General features: G+C 67.6%; 17 protein-coding genes. 13 read left to right on the top strand and 4 right to left on the bottom strand.

Annotated features, from left to right (window positions below):
* Window positions 1-3: 3 nt before the first annotated feature.
* From A4F85_RS20790 to A4F85_RS20770, 5 genes are all read left to right on the top strand, one after another.
* The gene (locus A4F85_RS20790) at window positions 4-693 is read left to right on the top strand and encodes an SPOR domain-containing protein (RefSeq protein WP_012202602.1); all 690 of its coding nucleotides are present in this window, start codon (window positions 4-6) and stop codon (window positions 691-693) included.
* 81 nt (window positions 694-774) lie between these two features.
* Window positions 775-1,425: a thiol:disulfide interchange protein DsbA/DsbL gene (locus A4F85_RS20785; RefSeq protein ID WP_013804754.1), complete on the top strand. Its 651-nt coding sequence runs from the start codon at window positions 775-777 to the stop codon at window positions 1,423-1,425.
* A gap of 170 nt (window positions 1,426-1,595) precedes the next feature.
* Complete coding sequence (gene lptA, locus A4F85_RS20780; RefSeq protein ID WP_013804753.1) at window positions 1,596-2,258, top strand: lipopolysaccharide transport periplasmic protein LptA; 663 nt, start codon at window positions 1,596-1,598, stop codon at window positions 2,256-2,258.
* Window positions 2,255-3,043, top strand: a complete 789-nt coding sequence (lptB, locus tag A4F85_RS20775; RefSeq protein WP_012202605.1) for an LPS export ABC transporter ATP-binding protein — start codon at window positions 2,255-2,257, stop codon at window positions 3,041-3,043. Before lptA ends, lptB begins: the two co-directional genes overlap by 4 nt.
* 54 nt (window positions 3,044-3,097) lie before the next feature.
* Window positions 3,098-4,714: an RNA polymerase factor sigma-54 gene (locus A4F85_RS20770; RefSeq protein ID WP_063327622.1), complete on the top strand. Its 1,617-nt coding sequence runs from the start codon at window positions 3,098-3,100 to the stop codon at window positions 4,712-4,714.
* A 38-nt stretch (window positions 4,715-4,752) separates the two neighbouring features.
* On the opposite strand, the gene rtcR is transcribed toward A4F85_RS20770, so the two are convergent.
* On the bottom strand, window positions 4,753-6,360 hold the full coding sequence (gene rtcR / locus A4F85_RS20765) for an RNA repair transcriptional activator RtcR (RefSeq protein ID WP_063327621.1): 1,608 nt from the start codon (window positions 6,358-6,360) through the stop codon (window positions 4,753-4,755).
* A 697-nt stretch (window positions 6,361-7,057) separates the two neighbouring features.
* Here rtcR and A4F85_RS20760 point away from each other — a divergent pair.
* From A4F85_RS20760 to rtcA, 5 genes are all read left to right on the top strand, one after another.
* Complete coding sequence (locus A4F85_RS20760; RefSeq protein ID WP_063327620.1) at window positions 7,058-8,197, top strand: slipin family protein; 1,140 nt, start codon at window positions 7,058-7,060, stop codon at window positions 8,195-8,197.
* A 73-nt stretch (window positions 8,198-8,270) separates the two neighbouring features.
* Complete coding sequence (locus A4F85_RS20755) at window positions 8,271-9,116, top strand: hypothetical protein (RefSeq protein WP_047219510.1); 846 nt, start codon at window positions 8,271-8,273, stop codon at window positions 9,114-9,116.
* 32 nt (window positions 9,117-9,148) lie between these two features.
* The gene (locus A4F85_RS20750; protein WP_063327619.1) at window positions 9,149-10,387 is read left to right on the top strand and encodes an RtcB family protein; all 1,239 of its coding nucleotides are present in this window, start codon (window positions 9,149-9,151) and stop codon (window positions 10,385-10,387) included.
* A 53-nt stretch (window positions 10,388-10,440) separates the two neighbouring features.
* A complete protein-coding gene (locus A4F85_RS20745) occupies window positions 10,441-11,256 on the top strand; it encodes a nucleotidyltransferase domain-containing protein (protein WP_063327618.1) in 816 nt (271 codons plus the stop codon).
* Window positions 11,257-11,265: 9 nt separating this feature from the next.
* Window positions 11,266-12,324 (top strand): RNA 3'-terminal phosphate cyclase, encoded by a 1,059-nt coding sequence (gene rtcA, locus A4F85_RS20740; protein WP_063327617.1) that lies wholly within the window; start codon window positions 11,266-11,268, stop codon window positions 12,322-12,324.
* A gap of 6 nt (window positions 12,325-12,330) precedes the next feature.
* Here the strand turns inward: rtcA and rocF are convergent, their stop codons facing one another.
* A complete protein-coding gene (rocF, locus tag A4F85_RS20735; protein ID WP_063327616.1) occupies window positions 12,331-13,296 on the bottom strand; it encodes an arginase in 966 nt (321 codons plus the stop codon).
* Window positions 13,297-13,313: 17 nt separating this feature from the next.
* A complete protein-coding gene (locus tag A4F85_RS20730) occupies window positions 13,314-14,387 on the bottom strand; it encodes an ornithine cyclodeaminase (RefSeq protein ID WP_012202614.1) in 1,074 nt (357 codons plus the stop codon).
* A 115-nt stretch (window positions 14,388-14,502) separates the two neighbouring features.
* Here A4F85_RS20730 and A4F85_RS20725 point away from each other — a divergent pair, with 115 nt between their 5' ends.
* From A4F85_RS20725 to sugE, 3 genes are all read left to right on the top strand, one after another.
* Window positions 14,503-15,783 (top strand): THUMP domain-containing class I SAM-dependent RNA methyltransferase, encoded by a 1,281-nt coding sequence (locus A4F85_RS20725; RefSeq protein ID WP_012202615.1) that lies wholly within the window; start codon window positions 14,503-14,505, stop codon window positions 15,781-15,783.
* Window positions 15,780-16,268: a putative toxin-antitoxin system toxin component, PIN family gene (locus A4F85_RS20720; RefSeq protein WP_012202616.1), complete on the top strand. Its 489-nt coding sequence runs from the start codon at window positions 15,780-15,782 to the stop codon at window positions 16,266-16,268. Before A4F85_RS20725 ends, A4F85_RS20720 begins: the two co-directional genes overlap by 4 nt.
* Window positions 16,269-16,459: 191 nt before the next feature.
* On the top strand, window positions 16,460-16,777 hold the full coding sequence (gene sugE / locus A4F85_RS20715; RefSeq protein WP_013804742.1) for a quaternary ammonium compound efflux SMR transporter SugE: 318 nt from the start codon (window positions 16,460-16,462) through the stop codon (window positions 16,775-16,777).
* A gap of 73 nt (window positions 16,778-16,850) precedes the next feature.
* Here the strand turns inward: sugE and A4F85_RS20710 are convergent, their stop codons facing one another.
* Window positions 16,851-19,307: a TonB-dependent siderophore receptor gene (locus A4F85_RS20710; protein WP_063327615.1), complete on the bottom strand. Its 2,457-nt coding sequence runs from the start codon at window positions 19,305-19,307 to the stop codon at window positions 16,851-16,853.
* Window positions 19,308-19,413: the final 106 nt, after the last annotated feature.

Here is a 19,413-nt window from a genome sequence, read left to right as displayed (position 1 = left end):
TCTATGAAGACACAGCAACGTGGGGGCACCGTCATCGGTCTCATCATCGGCATGATCGTCGGGCTGGCAGCAGCCCTGGCCGTCGCCGTCTATGTGACCAAGGTGCCCGTGCCCTTTCTCTCCAAGGGCGGCAAGACGGCCGACCAGGACGCGGCCGAGGCCCAGCGCAACAAGAACTGGGACCCCAACGCGCCGCTGCAGGGCAAGAACCCGGCGCCGCCACCACCGGCCGCCGTCACGCCCAGCCTCCCCGGCAGCACCGCACCAACCGCCCCCACCCCGCCCGCCGTGGCAGGAGGCGTGACTCCGCCACCCGCGCCCGTGGACCCGGCCAAGCCGCCCGCCAAGCCCGAAACCAAGGCCGATGGCAAGAGCTCGGCCGATCCGCTGGGTGACCTGGTCAAGTCGCGCTCCGCCGCCGCCGAGAAGGCGGAAAAGGCAGAAAAGGCCGACGCCGCCTTCAATTACTTCGTGCAGGCCGGCGCCTTCCGCAGCCAGGGCGATGCCGATGCGCAGCGCGCCAAGCTGGCCATGCTGGGGTGGGAGGCGCGCGTGAGCGAGCGCGAGCAAAACGGCATCACCATCTTTCGCGTGCGTGTGGGTCCGTTCACCAAGCGCGACGATGCCGAGCAGCTCAAGCAAAAGCTCGATGGCGCCGGGGTCGAGTCCACGCTGGTGCGCGCCGCACGCTGAAAGCGCGTTGCAACAAGAGCGCTGAACTTTTGGCGGGCCCCTGCCTCCTAACCTGCAGCATTGAACGAGGAGTTTGTTTTGATGAATCGCCGCGACTTTTCCCTGGCTGCCTCGGCAGCCGCTGCCAGCGCACTGACGCTGGGCACTTCCGCCGCCCAGGCCCAGGCCGCAGCGCCCAAGGAGGGCAAGGACTACATCAAGCTGGCCAAGCCCGCACCCACCAGCGCCGGCGCCGGCAAGGTCGAGGTGGTCGAGTTCTTCTGGTACAGCTGCCCGCACTGCAATGCGTTCGAGCCCACCTTTGCCGCCTGGAAGAACCAGGCCCCGGCCGACGTGGTCGTGCACCGCGTGCCCGTGGCCTTCAACGCCAGCTTCGTGCCCCAGCAAAAGCTCTACTACGCCTTCGAAGGCATGAACCTGCTGGACACCATGCATGCGCGCGCCTTCCACGCCATCCATGTGGAACGCAACCGCCTGGCCAAGGACGACGAGATCTTCGCCTGGGTGGGCAAGCAGGGCGTGGACGTGGCCAAGTTCAAGGAGGTCTACAACTCCTTCAGCGTCTCCAACCAGGTTCGCAAGGCCACCCAGCTGCAGCAGGACTATGACGTGGAAGGCGTGCCGGCCATGGGCGTGGCGGGCCGTTACTACACCGACGGCACCAAGGCCGGCAACATGACCAATGTGCTGCGCGTGGTCGATCAGCTGATCGCCACCAGCCGCAAGGGCTGAGGCCCGGGCCTCGGCCCAGCCAAGCCGCGACAGGCCCGCCATTGTGCGGGCCTGTCGCTTTTGGAAACCTCTTTTTGTGCCTTTGTGTCAGCGCTTCCGTGCCCGTTGAAAGACGCCAGGAACGGTTGCGCGCGACACCCCCTACAATGGATGCAAGAAGCGTGCCCTCCATGAAACAACGACTTTCCTCCCTCCTGCTCGCCGCCGCCCTGGCGGCTTTCGCCGGTATGGCCCAGGCCGAAAAGGCCGACAGCACCAAGCCCATGAACATCGAGGCTGATGCGCTGCGCCATGACGAACTCAAGCAGACCAGCGTCTTCACTGGCAACGTGGTGATGACCAAGGGCACCATCGTGCTGCGCGGCGCCCAGCTCGATGTGCGGCAAGACCCTGAAGGCTTTCAGTACGGCGTGGTGACGGCCGAGGCGGGCAAGCGTGCCTTCTTCCGCCAAAAGCGCGATACCGTGCCGGGCCAGCCCGAGGAGTTCGTGGAAGGCGAGGGCGAGGTCATCGAATACGACGGCAAGGCCGACCTCGTGAAGTTCATCCGCCGCGGCGAACTGCGCCGCTATCGCGGCGGCCAGCTCAGCGACGAGATCACCGGCTCCATCATCGTCTACAACAACCTCACCGACGTGTTCACCGTTGACGGGCAAAAGACCAGCGGTGGCCAGCCCAGTTCCACGGCCGGCCAGGGCGGTCGCGTGCGCGCCGTGCTGGCGCCCAAGGAAGGCACGCCGGGCTCGCAGCCGCGCGCCCCCGCAGCGGGCACGCCGGGCACGTCCCTGCAGCCCAGCAACAGCCTGGACAGCCTCGGCGGTACCAAGCGATGAGCGGGCAAGCCGCAGCCCCGGCTGCCACTGCACGCGCCGACCAGGGCAGCAGCCTGCAGGCACGCCATCTGGCCAAGTCCTACGGCAGCCGCAAGGTGGTCAAGGATGTGTCGCTGTCCGTGAAAAAGGGCGAGGTCGTGGGCCTGCTGGGCCCCAACGGCGCGGGCAAGACTACCTCGTTCTACATGATCGTGGGCCTGGTGCGCAGCGACGGCGGCGACATCTTCATCGACGGCCAGGCCGTGGGCAACATGCCCATCCACCAGCGCTCGCGCCTGGGCCTGTCCTACCTGCCGCAAGAGGCATCGATCTTCCGCAAGCTCAGCGTCGAGGACAACGTGCGCGCCGTGCTGGAGCTGCAAAGGGACGAGCAGGGCCGGCCGCTGGCGCGCAGCGTCATCGAGGAGCGCCTGACGGCGCTGCTGCAGGAATTGCGAGTGGACCATCTGCGCGCATCGCCAGCGCTGGCGCTGTCGGGCGGCGAACGCCGCCGCGTCGAGATCGCGCGCGCCCTGGCCACGCAGCCGCGCTTCATCCTGCTGGACGAGCCCTTTGCCGGCATCGACCCCATCGCCGTGATCGAGATCCAGCGCATCATCGGCTTTCTCAAGGCGCGCGGCATCGGCGTGCTGATCACCGACCACAACGTGCGCGAGACGCTGGGCATCTGCGACCATGCCTTCATCATCAGCGACGGCCACGTGCTCGCCCAGGGCACACCCGAGGAGATCGTGGACAACGCCGAAGTGCGGCGTGTCTACCTCGGCGAACACTTCCGGATGTAGCGCCATGCCCTGCCTGGCCCGTCTGCGAGACTGTCTGCGCGAAGGAGCTGCCGCTTGAAGCCCGGTCTGTCGCTGCGCGTCTCCCAGCATCTTTCGCTCACTCCCCAGCTGCAGCAGTCGATACAGCTGCTGCAGCTGTCCACGCTGGAGCTGGCGCAGGAAGTGGAGCAGATGCTGGGCGACAACCCCTTCCTGGAGCTGGCGAACGAAGAGGGCGATCACGATGCGGCCGCCGGCACCCGCGAGCCTGCCGCGCCCGGCGCCGAGGCCACGGAGTCCTTCCAGGAAAGCCGCGCAGACCAGCCTTCGGCGACGGTGGAGTGGGAGCCCTCGTCGGACGCACCCTCCGGCGATGCCGTGGAGACTTCCGGCACGGCCGAGTCCCTGAGCTGGGAAGGCGACGGTCAGACCAACTCGGGCAACGATGACCGCGACTGGGGCAGCGATGCGCCCTCCAGCCGCACGCGCGGGCAGGGCGAGGAAGACGAGGCCGATGCCACCGAACTGGCTCGCAGCGCCGAAAGCCTGACCGATCACCTGCACCGCCAGGCCCTGAGCCTGCGCCTGGGCGAGGTGGACCGCGCCGCACTGCGCTTTCTGATCGAGAACCTCAACGACGACGGCTACCTGGAAGACCCGCTCGACGAGCTGGCACAGGGCCTGGCGGGCGACGACCTGGAGGAGTGCGAGGAGCTGGTGCACCGCTTCACCGTGGCGCTGCGCCTGCTGCAAAGCCTGGAGCCCGTGGGCGTGGGCGCGCGCGACCTGGCCGAATGCCTGACGCTGCAACTGCGCGACCAGCTGGCCGATGCCGAGCGCGAAGGCAACGGCAGTGCCGAGGACGAAGACCGCCAGGCCGTGCTGCGCACCGCGCTGGACATCTGCGCCCAGCCCATGGACCTGCTGGCGCGGCGCGACCTGCGCAAGCTCGCCAGCCTGTGCGGTGCGCGCGAGGAGCGGCTGCGCGAGGCGCTGGTGCTGATCACCCGGCTGGAGCCACGCCCGGGCCGGCGCTTTGCCGACGTGCAGCGCCAGATCGTCGTGCCCGACGTCATCGTGCGCCCCGTGCGCAGCGGCGCGGGCCGCATGGACTTCAGCGTGCAGCTCAACCCCGACGTCATGCCCAAGCTGCGCGTGCACGACATCTATGCCAGCGCGCTGCGCAGCCACAGGGGCAGCGAAGGCCATGCAGCGCTGCAGCAGCGGCTGCAGGAGGCGCGCTGGTTCATCAAGAACATCCAGCAGCGCTTCGACACCATCCTGCGCGTGTCGCAGGCCATCGTGGAGCGCCAGAAGAACTTCTTCGTGCATGGCGAGCTGGCCATGCGCCCGCTGGTGCTGCGCGACATTGCCGATGCGCTGGGCCTGCATGAATCCACCATCAGCCGCGTGACCACGGCCAAGTACATGGCCACGCCGCAGGGCACCTACGAGCTCAAGTACTTCTTCGGCTCGGGCCTGGGCACCGAGGCCGGTGGTAATGCCTCCAGCACGGCCGTGCGCGCGCTGATCAAGCAGTTCGTCGCGGCCGAAGATCCCAAGAAGCCGCTGTCGGACAACCAGCTCGCCGACATGCTCAAGGAGCAGGGCATCGAATGCGCGCGGCGCACGGTGGCCAAGTACCGCGAGCTGCTCAAGATCCCGCCGACCACGCTGCGCAAGGCGCTGTAGCCCAGGCGCGCAAACTCGCCATCGCGCCATCGTGGTGTCTATGGCGTTCGGCCGGCCACGGCATCCCACTTCAAGCCGAATTTCAGCAGGTACTTGCGCAGGCGGTCGGCATCGTTGACCACGCTGCGCTGGGTGCGTGACTGGTCGAACAGGCGGCGCCCCGCATCGGACAGCGAGGGCGACTCCCGGCACACGCGCAGCACCGCTTCGAGCTGCATGCGGTCGAACAGGTCCAGCGGCTCCAGCACTTCGGCAGACAGCAGGCTTTGCAGGCTGGCGCCGGCCGGTTGCACGGCATCGCCTCTTTGCCACAGCCACTTCAGGCGCTGGATCTCGGCATCGACCAGGGCCGTGGAGATGCGCCCCCCGGCGGCCAGCGTGGCCAGGCGCGTCATGCTGGCCGACAGGTCGCGGAAGTTGCCGCTCCACAGCGCCTCGGGCGAGCGCGCAAAGCGCAGATAGCGCTCGCGGGCCTCCACGTTGAAGCGCACCATCTGGCCGGTCTCGTCGGCCGAGCGCGCGAGCAGGTGGTCCATGTTGGGTTCGATGTCCTCGGGGCGCCCGGCCAGGCCCGGCAGCGCGTAGGACCACAGATTGATGCGCGCGAACAGATCCTCGCGAAAGCGCCCCTGCGCCACGTCGATGCGCAGGTCGCGGTGCGTGCCGGCGACCAGCTGGAAGTCGCTGCTGACCTCGCGGTCACTGCCCATCGGATAGAAGCGCCTTTCCTCCACCGCCTTGAGCAGCATGGCCTGTTCGTCCAGGCCCAGCTCGCCGATTTCGTCCAGGAACAGCACGCCCTGGTGCGCGCTGCGCAGCAGGCCGGCGCGGTCGGCCGCAGCGCCCGTGAACGCGCCCTTCTTGTGGCCGAACAGCACCGAGGCCGCACCATCGCCGCGCAGCGTGGCGCAATTGACCTCCACGAAATCGCCCTGCACCTGGTGCCTGGCCTTCTTCAACTCGTACATGCGCCGCGCCAGATGCGACTTGCCCGCACCCGTGGGACCCGTGAGCAGGATGGGCGCGCGCGAGCGCACGGCCACGCGCTCGATCTCGTCGATCAGCGCGTTGAACCCGGCATTGCGCGTGGCGATGCCGCTCTTGAGAAATTGCACGGCCTCGCTCTGCTCGGCGCCGAAGCGCTGGGCGATCACGTCGTAGCGCGACAGGTCCAGGTCGATCAGCGCATAGCTGCCCGGGTCGCCCATGCGCTGGCGCCGGGGTGGAGAGGTCTGGGCCAGCACGCCGGGAATGCGGCGCGACTCCACCAGCAGGAACAGGCAGATCTGTGCCACGTGCGTGCCCGTGGTGATGTGCGTCCAGTACTCCTCGCGCTCGGGTTCGAAGCGGTAGGCCTGCGTCCAGTCGAACAGCCGCGCATAGACCTCGCCGAAATCCCAGGGATCGGCAATGTTCATGGGCACGAGGTTCACCTGGGTCTCGGGCGATGCCGTGGCGATGTCGCCCTGCAGCAGCTGCGCCAGGGCCAGATGGGGCGGCGTGTAGAGCAGCTCCAGCCGCTCCACCACCAGATCCTCGTGTTGCATGAGGGAGAGGGTCGGCCGCCATTTTTCCCAGCGCCCCGCGCCCCTGCCGGAGTCCAGCTGCGTACCCAGAAAGCCGATGACGACCTTTTTCTTTTCCATGGTTTTATCTAGTTGAATAGCTGAAATTCTAGTTTCTTTGGATCGAATACGAATTCAAGAAAAGTGTGATTTGAGATTTATTCAAATAAATCAATGGGTTGAAGAATTGTTTGGCGCCTGAGGCCAGGCTGGCACGCATCTCGCAATAACCAAGGCATCCAGTGCAGGCGGTGACCGCTCACAGGCCGGGGTTGGGGCAAAGGCCCGCCCCGCCGGTGCCGGAAGTCCGGGCCCCCAGGGGCTTGTCGATTTCCCGCATGCCGCACGCCGCAGGCGCTGGGTAACGGCAAGGTTGTGGAAACCGTCCCGCAAGGGACGCCTGGTTCGACTCCAGGCTTGCCAGCCACTGGTAGCTCAGTCTGGTAGAGCACCCTCGCAAGAGGACTGTCGCAGGTTCGATTCCTGTCCACTCTTCCGGCCGCAAGGCCGGGCTATTGAAACGGTCGAAAGACCACCCGCCGAACGCGGGAGGTGGCCACCGGGTTGCGATGCAGCCCAAGGCCCCCACCCGTCAGCGGCGGCGGCTGTGCCAGGTCCCGGCACGGTCCGCGCCCGCAGCCAGCCACGCTGCAACCTGTTTCCAGGGTTGCCGCCACGGCGCACTGCAAGGCCCGGGCCGTGCCCCCTGGAGCCCCGCCGCTGCTGTAACGGCACCCCTATTGATTGCGGCGAAGACGCCGAACGAGGAGAAGAAGAAATGCTGAAGATCCAACGCATCACCATCAAGAAGAACGAACGCGCCCTGCTGCTGCGCAATGGCGATTTCGAGCGCATGCTGCACAGCGGCCGGCACTGGCTGGTTGCCGGCACCGACCAGCTGCGCGTGGAAACCTTTGCCCTGGAGCAGCCCGCCTTCACGCACGGTCTGGCCGACTACCTGATGGCGCAGGAGCCCGCCGTGGTGGCCGCCGAATTCCTGCGCGTGGAACTGTCCGAAACCGAGGCGGGCCTGCGCAGCGAAAACGGCGTGCTGGTCGAGATCCTGCCGCCCGGCACGCGCCGCCTGTACTGGAAGGGACTGGTGGACGTGGGCGTGCAGGTGGTCGACCTGCAGGCCGGCGCCGAGCTGCCCGCCGCCCTGGCGGCGCGCCTGACCCAGACGCAGCTGCGCCAGCGCAGCGTGTCCGGCCTCAACGGCGTGCTGCAGGTGCAGGTGCCCGCAGGTCAGTGCGCGCTGCTGACCATCGACGGCAAGGTGGACCGCCTGCTGCAGGCCGGCAGCCATGCGTTCTGGAAGTTCGGCCGCAGCGTTGCCGTGGAGCTGGTGGACCTGCGCCTGCAGGCCGTCGAGGTCTCGGGCCAGGACATCATGACCCGCGACAAGGTCAGCCTGCGCCTGAACCTGAGCGCCACCTATCGCCACACCGACGTTCTGCGCGCCTTTGCCCAGCTGCAAAAGCCTGCCGAGCACCTGTACCGCGAACTGCAGTTCGCCCTGCGCGCCGCCGTGGGCACCCGCACGCTCGATGAGCTGCTGGAGAACAAGACGGTGATCGATGACGTGGTGACCGCGCACATGGCTGCCAAGCTGCAGCCCTTCGGCATGGTGGTGGAGAGCGTGGGCGTGAAGGACATCGTGCTGCCCGGCGAGATGAAGGCCATCCTGACCCAGGTGGTGCAGGCCGAAAAACAGGCCCAGGCCAACGTGATCCGCCGCCGCGAGGAAACGGCGGCCACCCGCTCGCTGCTCAACACCGCCAAGGTCATGGAGGACAACCCCGTGGCCCTGCGCATGAAGGAGCTGGAGACGCTGGAACGCGTGGCCGAGCGCATCGACAAGATCTCCGTGTTCGGCGGGCTGGATCAGGTGCTCAACGGGCTGGTGAAGATGCGTTGATAACGCGATGAGGCGGGCGTGGAGTCGCCGGCGGTGCCGGTTGCTTCATGCCTGCCCTTGAAGGAGAGACACCATGGACAAGAAGATGACATCGAAAAGGATGCAATCGCCTGCAGCGCAAATACAGGAGCGTACAGACGCCCTGGCTGCTGCATCACAGGCGCTCTACCAGAGCTTTGCGGGATACAGGTCGCCGTCGGTAGCGCTGGACGCTTGCGTCACATGCTGCATGGATGCAGACCTGGAGCGCGAGATGCGTCGACTGCCCCTGCGCAGCCTGACCGAGCACCATTTCTACCAATACAACGACGCTGCCAAAAGCGTGGTCCAGCCTGCGGATGAGATCAAGTACCTGGCGCCAAGAATGTTGGAACTGCTGGCGCAGGGCGCAAGGCTGCACCACTCCACCGAGTTGTATCTGGACCGCCTTGGTCGTTGCGAGCCCGGCTCCTTTTCATCGCAGGAAAGCGCGGCGTTACAAGCCTTTGCTCGTGCCTTCTTTGCCTTGGGGCTGGAGCAGTGGGCTGAGCCGGACACCAGCGTCTTCCAGGGCGAAGAGGCCTTCTCCTTTTTGCTCATGTGGGACTACGCCGGTGTGCCGCTCCAGCCCCTGCTGGACCACTGGCTGACCTGTGACAGCGAGAGCGCCACGCTGCATTTTGTCGATGCATGCTTCTACGAATTCATCTGGGGTGGGCACTGCATCAGCAATGCCTTCGCATCCGATCGCAATGGCTACCGGGCAACGATGGAGCAGTGGCTCTCGCAGACAGGCAACAAGAAGCATTGGGCAGAAAAGCTGCTGCAACTGGCCGAGCGTGGCCCGGCCAGCACCTGGCTGCCTTCAGGCAAGCGCGACCACCAGTGCTACCCGCTGGATGAGCGCATAGGCGCGGTATTCGACGCCATGGCCACTTGAGGCGGAAACACGATTCAACCAAGAACAAAGACATGAAAGAGAACAGCACCATGAACAACTACCAACAGCATGAAGTCGATGGCGGCGTCCCTATCAAGATGTGGACCAAGGGCGTGCCCGTGGAGGACGAGGCGCGCAAGCAGCTGGAGAACGCCGCGCGCCTGCCCGTGGTGTTCAAGCATGTCGCGGCCATGCCCGATGTACACCTGGGCATAGGCGCCACCGTGGGCTCGGTGATCCCGACCATCAAGGCCATCATCCCGGCGGCCGTGGGCGTGGACATCGGCTGCGGAATGATGGCCGCCAAGACCACGCTGCGCGCCGAGGACCTGCCCGACAACCTGGGCCCGCTGCGCTCGGCGATAGAGCAGGCCGTGCCGCATGGCTCGGTGCCGCGCCACCGGGGCCGTGATCCAGGCAGCTGGGAGAACCCGCCCGTGTCGGTGGACCAGGTCTGGGCCACGCTGGCCGATGAGTTCGACCTGCTGTGCGAGCTGCATCCGCGCCTGGCCAACACCAACAACCGCAAGCACCTGGGAACGCTGGGCAGCGGCAACCACTTCATCGAGATCTGCCTGGACGAGGCGGGCTTCGTGTGGTTCATGCTGCACTCGGGCTCGCGCGGCGTGGGCAATGCCATCGGCACCCATTTCATCGAGCTGGCCAAGAAGGACGCAGAACTCCATCAGCGCAACCTGCCCGACAAGGACCTGGCCTACTTCGAGGAAGGGGCCCGCTACTTTGGCGACTATGTGCGCGGCGTGTCCTGGGCGCAGAAGTTCGCCATGCGCAACCGCGAGGTGATGATGGCCAACCTCATCGCCACGGTGCGCAAGGTGATCGCCAAGCCCTTCGAGTCGCATGTGGAGGCGGTGAACTGCCACCACAACTACGTGCAGCAGGAGCGCCATTTCGGCCAGGACGTGTTCATCACCCGCAAGGGCGCGGTGAGCGCGCGGCGCGGCGAGCTGGGCATCATCCCGGGCAGCATGGGCGCGCGCAGCTATATCGTGCGCGGCCTGGGCAACCCGGAGAGCTTCGAGAGCTGCAGCCACGGTGCGGGCCGCGTGATGAGCCGCACCAAGGCCAAGAAGATGTTCAGCGTGGCGGACCACATCAAGGCCACCGAGGGCGTGGAATGCCGCAAGGATGCCAATGTGGTGGACGAGATTCCCATGGCCTACAAGGACATCGATGCGGTCATGGCCGCGCAGCAGGATCTGGTCGAGGTGGTGCACACCCTGAAGCAAGTGGTGTGCGTGAAAGGGTGAGTGGATGAGGGCCCCGGGCTCTCATCCTCCAGAACAGAAAGCAGGATGAGAGCATGAGGGAAGAGAAGGTATTGAGCGCGCATCCGGTCTCCGATGCCATGCGCGCCACGGTGCTGGCCAACCTGGCCGAGGTGGAGCGCAGGCACGAGGTCACGGTGCTGTTTGCCTGCGAGTCGGGCAGCCGCGGCTGGGGCTTTGCCTCGCCTGACAGCGACTATGACGTGCGCTTCATCTATGTCCACCGCCTGCCCTGGTATCTGACGGTGGCGCCGGGCCGCGATGTCATAGAGCAGCCGCTCAGCGGCGAGCTCGATGTCAGCGGCTGGGAGCTGCGCAAGGCGCTAGGGCTGCTGCGCGCCTCCAACCCCACGCTGCTCGAATGGCTGCGCTCGCCCGTGGTCTACCGGCAGGAGCAGCCCTGGGCCGAGCGCCTGCATCTGCTGGCCGAGCAGGGCTTTTCGCCGGTGCGCGGCTACCACCACTACGTGGCCATGGCGCGCAAGAACCTGCGCGCCCACCTGCAGGGCGATGTGGTGCGCTACAAGAAATACTTCTACGTGCTGCGCCCTTTGCTGGCCGCGCGCTGGATACGCGATGGGCGCGGTGCACCGCCCATGCGCTTTGCACAGCTGGCGGCGGGCACGCTGGAGGATGCAGGCCTGCTGGCCGAGCTCAACGAGCTGCTGGAGCTCAAGATGCGCCTGGGCGAGGCCGCCAAGGGGCCGCGCCGGGTGCGCGTCCATGATTTCCTGGAGCGCGAGCTGGCCCATGCCATGGCCCATGCGCCCGATCCGGGGGAGCAGGCCGATGCGGCGCCGCTGGACCGCTATCTGCGGGATGCCGTGGCGCGCTTTGGCGGCAATGAATGAAAGAGAAAAATGAAAGTGATCGAGATCGACGGCTCCGCCGGGGAGGGCGGAGGCCAGATGCTGCGCAGCGCGCTGGCGCTGTCCATGTGCACGGGTCAGCCCTTTGCCATGCAGCGCATCCGTGCCGGGCGCGCCAAGCCGGGCCTGATGCGCCAGCACCTGGCCTGCGTCAATGCCGCCGCCGAAATCTGCGGCGCGCAGATGCAGGGCGCCGAGATGAATTCGCAGACGCTGCAATTCACACCGGGGCCGGTGCGTGCGGGCGAGTACCGCTTCGTGATCGCCTCGGCGGGCAGTTGCACCCTGCTGCTGCAGACGCTGTGGCCCGCGCTGATGCTGGCCGATGGCGAAAGCCGCCTGACCCTGGGCGGCGGCACCCACAACCCGGCCGCGCCGCCCTTCCACTTCCTGGAGCGCAGCTATGCGCCGCTGCTGCACAGGCTGGGCGCGCGCTGCGAACTGCGGCTGCGCCGGCTGGGCTTTTATCCGGCCGGTGGCGGCGAGATGGACGTGACGATCACGTCGGCAGCCAATGGGCTTGTGCCTTTCGATATCACCGAACGCGGTGCCCCCGTGGCCAGCCACGCCGAATGCTTTGCGCCCGCGCTGCCACGTGCGGTGGCCCAGCGCGAACTGGACCATCTGGGCCAGGCCCTGGGCTGGTCTGGCGAGCAGCTGCAGGTGGCTGCCGTGCGCCAGAACGAGGGGCCGGGCAACGCGCTGCTGGCCACGCTGGCCTATGAGCACCTGAGCGAAGTGTTCACGCAGTTCGGCATGAAAGGTGTCAGCGCCGAAAAGGTGGCGCATGACCTGGCGCGCGAGGTGCGCCGCCACCAGGGCAGCCAGGCCGCCCTGGGCCCGTACCTGGCCGACCAATGGGCCCTGCCGCTGGCGCTGGCCGTCTGGCGCAGCGGGCGTGGTGCCAGCTACACCTGCACGGAACTGACGCCGCATGCGCGCAGCAATTTCGAGGTGATCGAGCGCTTTGTGCCGGTGCGCTTTGTGCCTGTGCGCTTCGCTACGGACACAACGGGCGACGGCTGGCGTGTTTCGCTCTCGCCAGCCTGAGCGGCCTCAGCGATCGGCCCGCACCAGCGTGCTCTTGCCGAACAGGCTCTCCAGCAGGTCCACCACCAGTTCGGCCGTCTGGTTGCGCACATCCAGTGCGGGATTGAGCTCCACCAGATCCATCGAGCCCAGGCGTCCGGTGTCGGCCAGCATCTCCATGCACAGCTGAGCCTCGCGGTAGCTGGGGCCGCCGCGCACGGGGGTGCCGGTGCCGGGCGCGATGTCGGGATCGAGGTAGTCCACGTCGAAGCTCAGGTGCAGGTGGGTGTCGCTGCCTTCCAGGTCTTCCAGCGCGCGGCGCATGACCTCGCGCATGCCCAGCTCGTCGATGGCGCGCATGTCATAGACCTCCACGCCCAGCGAATGCAGCAGGCGCTTTTCCTGGTCATCCACGCTGCGCAGGCCGATCTGACACAGCGAGGCGGCTGCCAGCGCCGGATCGCCGCCCTGGGACAGCGCGGTGAGCGCCGCGGGCCCCAGGCCGCACAGGCTGGCCACGGGCATGCCGTGCAGGTTGCCGCTGGGCGAGATATCGGGCGTGTTGCAGTCGGCGTGGGCGTCCAGCCAGATCACGCGAAGCGCGCGGCCCAGGCGGCGGCAGTGGGCGGCCACGGCACTGATCGAGCCCATGGCCAGGCTGTGGTCGCCGCCCAGCATCAGCGGCAGCTCGCCATCGTCCAGCGCCTGGCCCACGGCCTGGTGCACGGCGTCCATCCAGGCACGGGCCGGTGCGAGGTGGCGCAGCCCCTGCTCGGGCGGTGTCTGCGGATTGGGCGGGCCTGCCAGATTGCCGATGTCGCTCACCTGGCAGCCCAGCTGGCGCAGCGCCGGGCCCAGGCCGGCCACGCGCAGTGCGTCGGGGCCCATGGCGCTGCCCAGGCGGCTGGCGCCAATGTCGGTGGGCACGCCTATGAGTCTCAGGGCGCGTGCGGTCTGCGGGGTCGTATGGGTGTTCATGCTCATGGGACCCATGGTATGCAGTCCCCGTGTCAGCCAAAGCCGCGTTCTGCCTGACCGGCCTCGCGCACCAGCCGGTACAGGTCGCGGGGGTCGGCCAGCGCAGGCACCAGGTCGATCGACTGCATCAGTCCGGTGTCGTGGGCCAGCGCACGCAACCAGCGCAGGGCCGAATAGTCCTCCAGCGCAAAGCCCACGGAGTCGAACAGCGTGATCTCCGTGTCATGCCCGCGGCCCGGCGCCTGGCCATTGATGACCTGCCACAGCTCGGTCACGGGCGCGTCGGCGGGCAGTTGCTGCAGCTCGCCTTCCACGCGCGTCTGCGGCGTGAACTCCACGAAGATGCGCGCACGCCGCAGCAGTGCCAGGGGCAGCTCGGTCTTGCCGGGGCAATCGCCGCCGACGGCGTTGATGTGGGTGCCCGGGCGCACGTCGGCATCGGCGATCACGCAGGCGCGGTGCTTGGCGGCCGTCACCGTGGTCACGATGTCGGCGCCCTCCAGGGCCTCGGCGCTGCTGGCGCAGCAGGTGATGCGCTGGGCCGCGATGCCCGCATGGCCCAGGTTGTCCACGAGCTTGCGCATGGCCTGGACATCGATGTCGAAGATGCGCAGCCGTTCCACGCCCAGCAGGTGGGTGAAGGCCAGGGCCTGGAATTCGGACTGCGATCCTGCGCCTATCAGCGCCATGCTGCGGCAGCCCGGCCGCGCCAGCCGGCGCGCGGCCAGCGCCGAGGTGGCGGCGGTGCGCAGCGCCGTGGCCAGCGTCAGGTCGGACAGGAAGACCGGCAGGCCCGTGGCCACGTCGGCCAGGGCGCCGAAGGCCATCACCGTGGGCAGGTCCCGATCGGCGTTGTCCGGGTGGCCGTTGACGTACTTGAAGGCGTAGTCGAGCGCATCGGACACGGGCATGAGCTCGATCACGCCGCCGGGCGAATGGTGGGCGATGCGGGCCGATTTCTCGAAATCGGGCCAGCGCGCGAAGTCTTCCTCGATGGCATCGGCCAGGCCGGCCAGGCAGGCGGCAACGCCGACCTGCGCCACCAGCCGTGCGGCCTGCGTGGCGCCGAGGAAATCCGTGTGGACGGGCGTGGTTCGAGGCTTCATGGTGCTCTCCCTCGCGGTTGCTTCCACTGTAGGCCCGGGCCGAAGCGCAGGCAAGCGGGTTTCGGCTGGCGCCTGCGCGGGGAATCGCGGTGCGCGTATGCTCGGCACCCAAGCTATGAACCAACTGCATCTGTTTTTGCCCTGCGCCGCCGGCGTCGAGGGATTTCTGGCCGACGAGGTCCACGCGATCACCGGCCTGAGCGGCCACGACCTCATGGTGGGCCGTGGCGGCGTGATGGTGCGCGGCCTGTGGCGCGACGCCCTGCTGCTGAACCTGCATAGCCGACTGGCCCAGCGCGTGCTGGTGCAGCTGTCGCAGACCCTGTACCGCAACGAGAACGACCTGTACCGCGCCGCCAGCGAAGTGGCCTGGGAGATCTGGTTCTCCCCGCGCGAGAGCTTCAAGATCGAGGTCACGGCCCAGCACAGCCCGCTGACCAGCCTCAACTTCGCGGCGCTGCGTGTCAAGGACGCCATTGCCGACCGCTTCCGCGACAGGAAGGGCGTGCGCCCCGACGTGGAAACGCGCCACCCCGACGTGCGCGTGCACCTGCACCTGACGACCGACGAGGCCACCATCTACATCGACACCTCGGGCGAGGCGCTGTTCAAGCGCGGCTGGCGCGAGGACAAGGGCGATGCGCCGCTCAAGGAAACCCTGGCCGCGGCCATGATCGCCGCCACGGGCTGGGACCCGCACGGCGACGATCCCCAGCCGCTGTACGACCCCTGCTGCGGCAGCGGCACGGTGCTGATCGAGGCCGCGCAGATTGCACGCCGCATTCCGGCCGGCATCCTGCGGCGCTTCGCGTTCGAGAAGCTGGTGCCCTTCCAGAGGCATGTGTGGGAAGCCATGCTGGACGAGGCCGAGGCCGCCATCCTGCCCGACAGCCCCGTGGCCATCTATGGCTCCGACGTGTCCCACCGCATGGTGGACTTTGCCCAGCGCAACGCCGAGCGCGCGGGCGTGGGCCAGACCGTGCAGCTGCGCGGTGGCGACGCGCTGCAGCGCATGCCGCCTTGCGAGCAGCCCGGCCTGATGCTGCTGAACCCGCCCTATGGCGAGCGCATTGCCGCAGCCGGCTCGGCCGGCCGCAGCGCCGGCGAGCGCATGGAGGTGGTCGAGCGCGCGGGCCGCGAGACGGCCCAGACCGAGGACGGCGTGGAATTCTTCAGCCAGCTGGCCACCCACTGGAAGAAGAACTACAGCGGCTGGAGCGCCTGGATGCTCACGCCCGACCTCAAGCTGCCCGGCAAGATGCGCCTGAAAGAGGCACGCCGCACGCCCATGTGGAACGGCCCCATCGAATGCCGGCTGTTCCGCTTCGACATGATCCGTGGCGCAGTCAAGCCCAGAAAGGCCGCCGAAGGCCCGGCAGAGGGCGCCGCGCCATGAAGATCGTGCTGCGCTGGCCGCAGTGCAACGACGGCTACGAAGGTCCCCTGCCCCGGCCCGTAGTGCTTGATACCAATGTGGTCCTTGACATGCTGATCTTCGACGATCCGCATGTCCCCCCCATCCGCGAACTGGTGGAGCAGGGACAGATGCGCTGGATTGCCGACCAGGCCCAGCGCCTCGAGCTCGAACGCGTGCTGCACTACAGCCAGATCGCGCCGCGCGTGGCTTTCTACGGCAAGACGGTCGAGGGCGTGCTCTCGGCTTTTGACGGAGCGGTCGAATACGTGGCCGATGCGCCGCGCATCCGCTTTGCCTGCACCGACCCCGACGACCAGCATTTCCTGGACCTGGCCAGCCAGCACCAGGCGCTGCTGATCAGCAAGGACAAGGCCGTGCTCAAGCTGCGCAAGCGCGTGGCCGGCCTGGGCGCCACCGTGGGCAACATCCTGCTGGCCGAGCAGGAAGAGGCGCTGGCCGCCTGACGCCCTGGTCGCTGTTGTGCAGCAACCACCCAGGCGGCAACGGGGCAACAGCCTGGGTGCGGCCCACTGGACGGCTTTCTCCTAAACTGGCGGCCATGCAGCAAGGCGCAAGCCCTTCTGCCAGGAGGACGGCCTCCCCCACATCGGGACATGCATGCGCCGGGACGACCCGGCTCCACAAGGAGTTTTCCATGGCATGGGTCTATCTGTTGGTGGCGGGGCTGCTCGAAGTGGTCTGGGCGTTCTCGATGAAGCAATCGCACGGCTTCACGCGCCTGGTGCCCAGCGCCATCACCATCGTCACCATGATCGCCAGCTTCGGCCTGCTGGCCGTGGCCATGCGCAGCCTGCCGCTGGGCACGGCCTACACGATCTGGACCGGCATCGGCGCCGTGGGCGCCTTCCTGGTCGGCATCACGGTCCTGGGCGAGCAGGTCAGCGCCATGCGCATCGGCGCGGCCGTGCTCATCGTCTCGGGCCTGGTGCTGATGAAGATGTCCTCGGACTGAGCGGGGCCGCCCCCTGCCGGCCAGGCCGGCAGGAGGTCGGGGACCGGGCTCAGAACCTGGCTCAGAACCTGGCTCAGAAGCGGTATTTGACGCCCACCATCAGATTGCGCGGCGTGCCGTAGTGGCTGTAGTAGCCCGCGTAGCTGAAGTACTTGCGGTCCAGCGCGTTGTTCAGGTGCACCGACGCACTCCAGTGCCGGTCGATGTCATAGCGTGCCATCAGGTTCACCACGGCATAGCTGGCCTGCCGCACCGTGGCGTCGCCTACCTCGCTTTGCCAGTTCACTCCGCCGCCCAGTGTCAGCCCCTGTAGTGCGCCGCCCAGGCGGTAGCTGCTGAAGAGCTTGACGCTGTTGCGCGGCAGCATGGTGTTGATGCGCTGGCCCTCTGCATTCGTGGTCAGGGTGTTGGCATAGCCGGCAGAGACCTGCCAGCCCGGCGCCAGCTCGCCGCTCAGTTCCATCTCCAGCCCCTGGGAGGTGGTGTTCTGCTCGGCCTTGTAGACATTGCTGCCCGGAAATTGCGCCTGCCACACCGCCAGGTTGTCCTGCTTGAGGTTGAACAGGGCCAGGCTGGAGTTGAGCTTGCCGTCCAGGTGCCTGCCCTTGATGCCGACCTCCAGTCCCCGGCCTTCCATGGGCGCCAGCGTGGCATTGTTCTCGTCGCGCACCCAGGAGGCCTGGGGATTGAAGATCTTGGTGTAGCTGGCGTACAGCGCCCACTGAGGCGTCATGTCGTAGACGGCGCCCACGTAGGGGATGAAGGCGCCGTTTTCCCGGGCGCGGGTGGTGGTGGCCTCTCCGGTGTCCGGCGTGCTGGCGGTATCGCGCCCCCAGTAGATCTGGCGGCTGCCCAGGATCAGGCGCAGCGGCTCGGAGATGCGGAAACGTCCGGTCAGATAGCCTGCGTACTGGTGCTCCTTGGTGGAGAACCGGCCGCTGGCCGCGAAGTCGGGCACGGGATTGCTGCCGTCATAGGTGAACAGGTTGTCTATGCGGCCTGCGGCCGAGTCGGAGTAGTCGTAGAGCCAGCTGCCGGAGGTGGGTCCCTTGTCCTCGAAGCGCGACAGCGTCAGGCCGGCGATCAACTCGTGCTCGCGGCCGAACAGTTTGAGCGGGCCGGTCAGGTACATGTCGAGGTTGTGCTGGCGCGGCTGCCCCTGAAAGCGCACGGGCAGCAGGCTGGTGCCGCTGCCATCGGCCTGCAGCGTGCCGTTGAGGTAGGTGTAGACCGAGTCGTAGCGGTCCTGGCCGTAGGCGTACTCGACCTTGCCGGTCCAGCCGCCGCTCAGCTCGCGCTCGATGGAGGTGAAGAAGCCGCTTTGCTCATGGTTGTTGTACGACCAGTTCGGCGATCCGTTCAGGGCGCGGGGCAGCCGGGTGGCACTGCCGTCCGGAAACCGCGACGGCAGGCCCGAGCGCATCGGCGCATCCACATCGTTGCGCAGGTAGCTGAAGCCCACGGTCCACAGGGTCCGGTCGTCGAGATCGACCTCGGCGATGCCGTACAGCAGGCGCGAGTCCTGGTGGTAGCGCTCCAGCCAGGCATCGCCCGATTGGTAGTCCGCAACCAGGCGCGCGCGGGCCGAGCCGTCCTGGTTCAGCGGGCGGGAGATGTCCAGGCCCGCGCCTCGGCGTCCCCAACTGCCGGCATCGACATTGAGTTGCGTCTGGGGCCTGGCCGTGGGGCGCTTGCGGATCAGGTTGATGGTGGCCGAGGGGTTGCCCATGCCGCTGATGAGGCCCGTGGCGCCGCGCACGATCTCCACGCGGTCGTACATGGCCATGTGCTGGGTGTACTGGTTGAGGCCGGCGGCCGTGGGCACGCCATCGATCTCGTAGTTCTGGATCTCGAAACCCCGCGACCAGTAGCCGTCGCTTTCGGCACCCAGGCCGTCGCGCGTGACGATGATGCCGGGCGCGGCCTCCAGCATGTCGCTGAGCCGCGTGGTGCCCAGATCCTCCAGCCGCTGGCGCGTCATCACGGTCAGCGCCTGGGGCGTCTCCTGGGGAGCCAGGTTCAGGCGCGTGGAGCTGCTGGACGATGCTGTGGTGTAGGAGTCCGTGCCCTCCGTGGTCGAGCCCGGGGCCTTGCCGGACACGGTCACCGTGGCCAGGCTGACGCCTTGCTCCGGCAAAGGCGCTGCCGACGCAGGCAGGGCGCTGGCCTGGGGCGCTGGCCGCACGCCGAGCACGCCCTGGGCATCGCGCGTGAGCACCAGGCCGCTGCCGGCCAGCGCGGCCTGCAGCGCCTGCTCCGCCGTGTAGCTGCCCTGGATCGCCGGCGCCTGCTTGCCCGAGGCCAGGGCGGGGTCCAGCGACAGCGTGCGGCCGCTGTGCTGGCCAATGGCCAGCAGCGTCCGGGCCAGTGGCCCGGCTGGCAGGTCATAGCGTTGGCGCTGGGCGGCTTCGGCGCCGGAGGCTACCGCGGCCTCCTGGGCGGTCTGGGCCTGGACGGGCAGGGTGGCGATGAGGACGGCCAGGGCTGCGGCATGGGCCACGGGGCGCCATGCGAAAAGAGAGCGGGACATGCTTGTGGACTCCGGAGAATGGGGGATGACACAGGACATGTCGCGCGAGCGGGTCGGATGTGATCACCCCTGGCGCAGTTTTTTTGGAGCCCCGCGTTGACCGGGC

This window comes from Delftia sp. GW456-R20, assembly GCF_001622915.1.
GTDB classification, from domain to species: Bacteria; Pseudomonadota; Gammaproteobacteria; order Burkholderiales; family Burkholderiaceae_C; genus Comamonas; species Comamonas acidovorans.
Note: the sequence above shows the minus strand (reverse complement) of the source record. Positions and strands in the feature narration are given on the sequence as shown.

Coding starts and splice junctions, on each gene's coding strand:
- lptB (WP_012202605.1), top strand. CDS start 2,255: ATGAGCGGGCAAGCCGCAGCCCCGGCTGCCACTGCACGCGCCGACCAG.
- A4F85_RS20790 (WP_012202602.1), top strand. CDS start 4: ATGAAGACACAGCAACGTGGGGGCACCGTCATCGGTCTCATCATCGGC.
- rtcA (WP_063327617.1), top strand. CDS start 11,266: ATGAAAGTGATCGAGATCGACGGCTCCGCCGGGGAGGGCGGAGGCCAG.
- A4F85_RS20730 (WP_012202614.1), bottom strand. CDS start 14,387: ATGAAGCCTCGAACCACGCCCGTCCACACGGATTTCCTCGGCGCCACG.
- A4F85_RS20710 (WP_063327615.1), bottom strand. CDS start 19,307: ATGTCCCGCTCTCTTTTCGCATGGCGCCCCGTGGCCCATGCCGCAGCC.
- lptA (WP_013804753.1), top strand. CDS start 1,596: ATGAAACAACGACTTTCCTCCCTCCTGCTCGCCGCCGCCCTGGCGGCT.
- A4F85_RS20725 (WP_012202615.1), top strand. CDS start 14,503: ATGAACCAACTGCATCTGTTTTTGCCCTGCGCCGCCGGCGTCGAGGGA.
- sugE (WP_013804742.1), top strand. CDS start 16,460: ATGGCATGGGTCTATCTGTTGGTGGCGGGGCTGCTCGAAGTGGTCTGG.
- A4F85_RS20750 (WP_063327619.1), top strand. CDS start 9,149: ATGAAAGAGAACAGCACCATGAACAACTACCAACAGCATGAAGTCGAT.
- rocF (WP_063327616.1), bottom strand. CDS start 13,296: ATGGGTCCCATGAGCATGAACACCCATACGACCCCGCAGACCGCACGC.
- A4F85_RS20720 (WP_012202616.1), top strand. CDS start 15,780: ATGAAGATCGTGCTGCGCTGGCCGCAGTGCAACGACGGCTACGAAGGT.
- A4F85_RS20755 (WP_047219510.1), top strand. CDS start 8,271: ATGGACAAGAAGATGACATCGAAAAGGATGCAATCGCCTGCAGCGCAA.
- A4F85_RS20760 (WP_063327620.1), top strand. CDS start 7,058: ATGCTGAAGATCCAACGCATCACCATCAAGAAGAACGAACGCGCCCTG.
- A4F85_RS20745 (WP_063327618.1), top strand. CDS start 10,441: ATGAGGGAAGAGAAGGTATTGAGCGCGCATCCGGTCTCCGATGCCATG.
- A4F85_RS20785 (WP_013804754.1), top strand. CDS start 775: ATGAATCGCCGCGACTTTTCCCTGGCTGCCTCGGCAGCCGCTGCCAGC.
- rtcR (WP_063327621.1), bottom strand. CDS start 6,360: ATGGAAAAGAAAAAGGTCGTCATCGGCTTTCTGGGTACGCAGCTGGAC.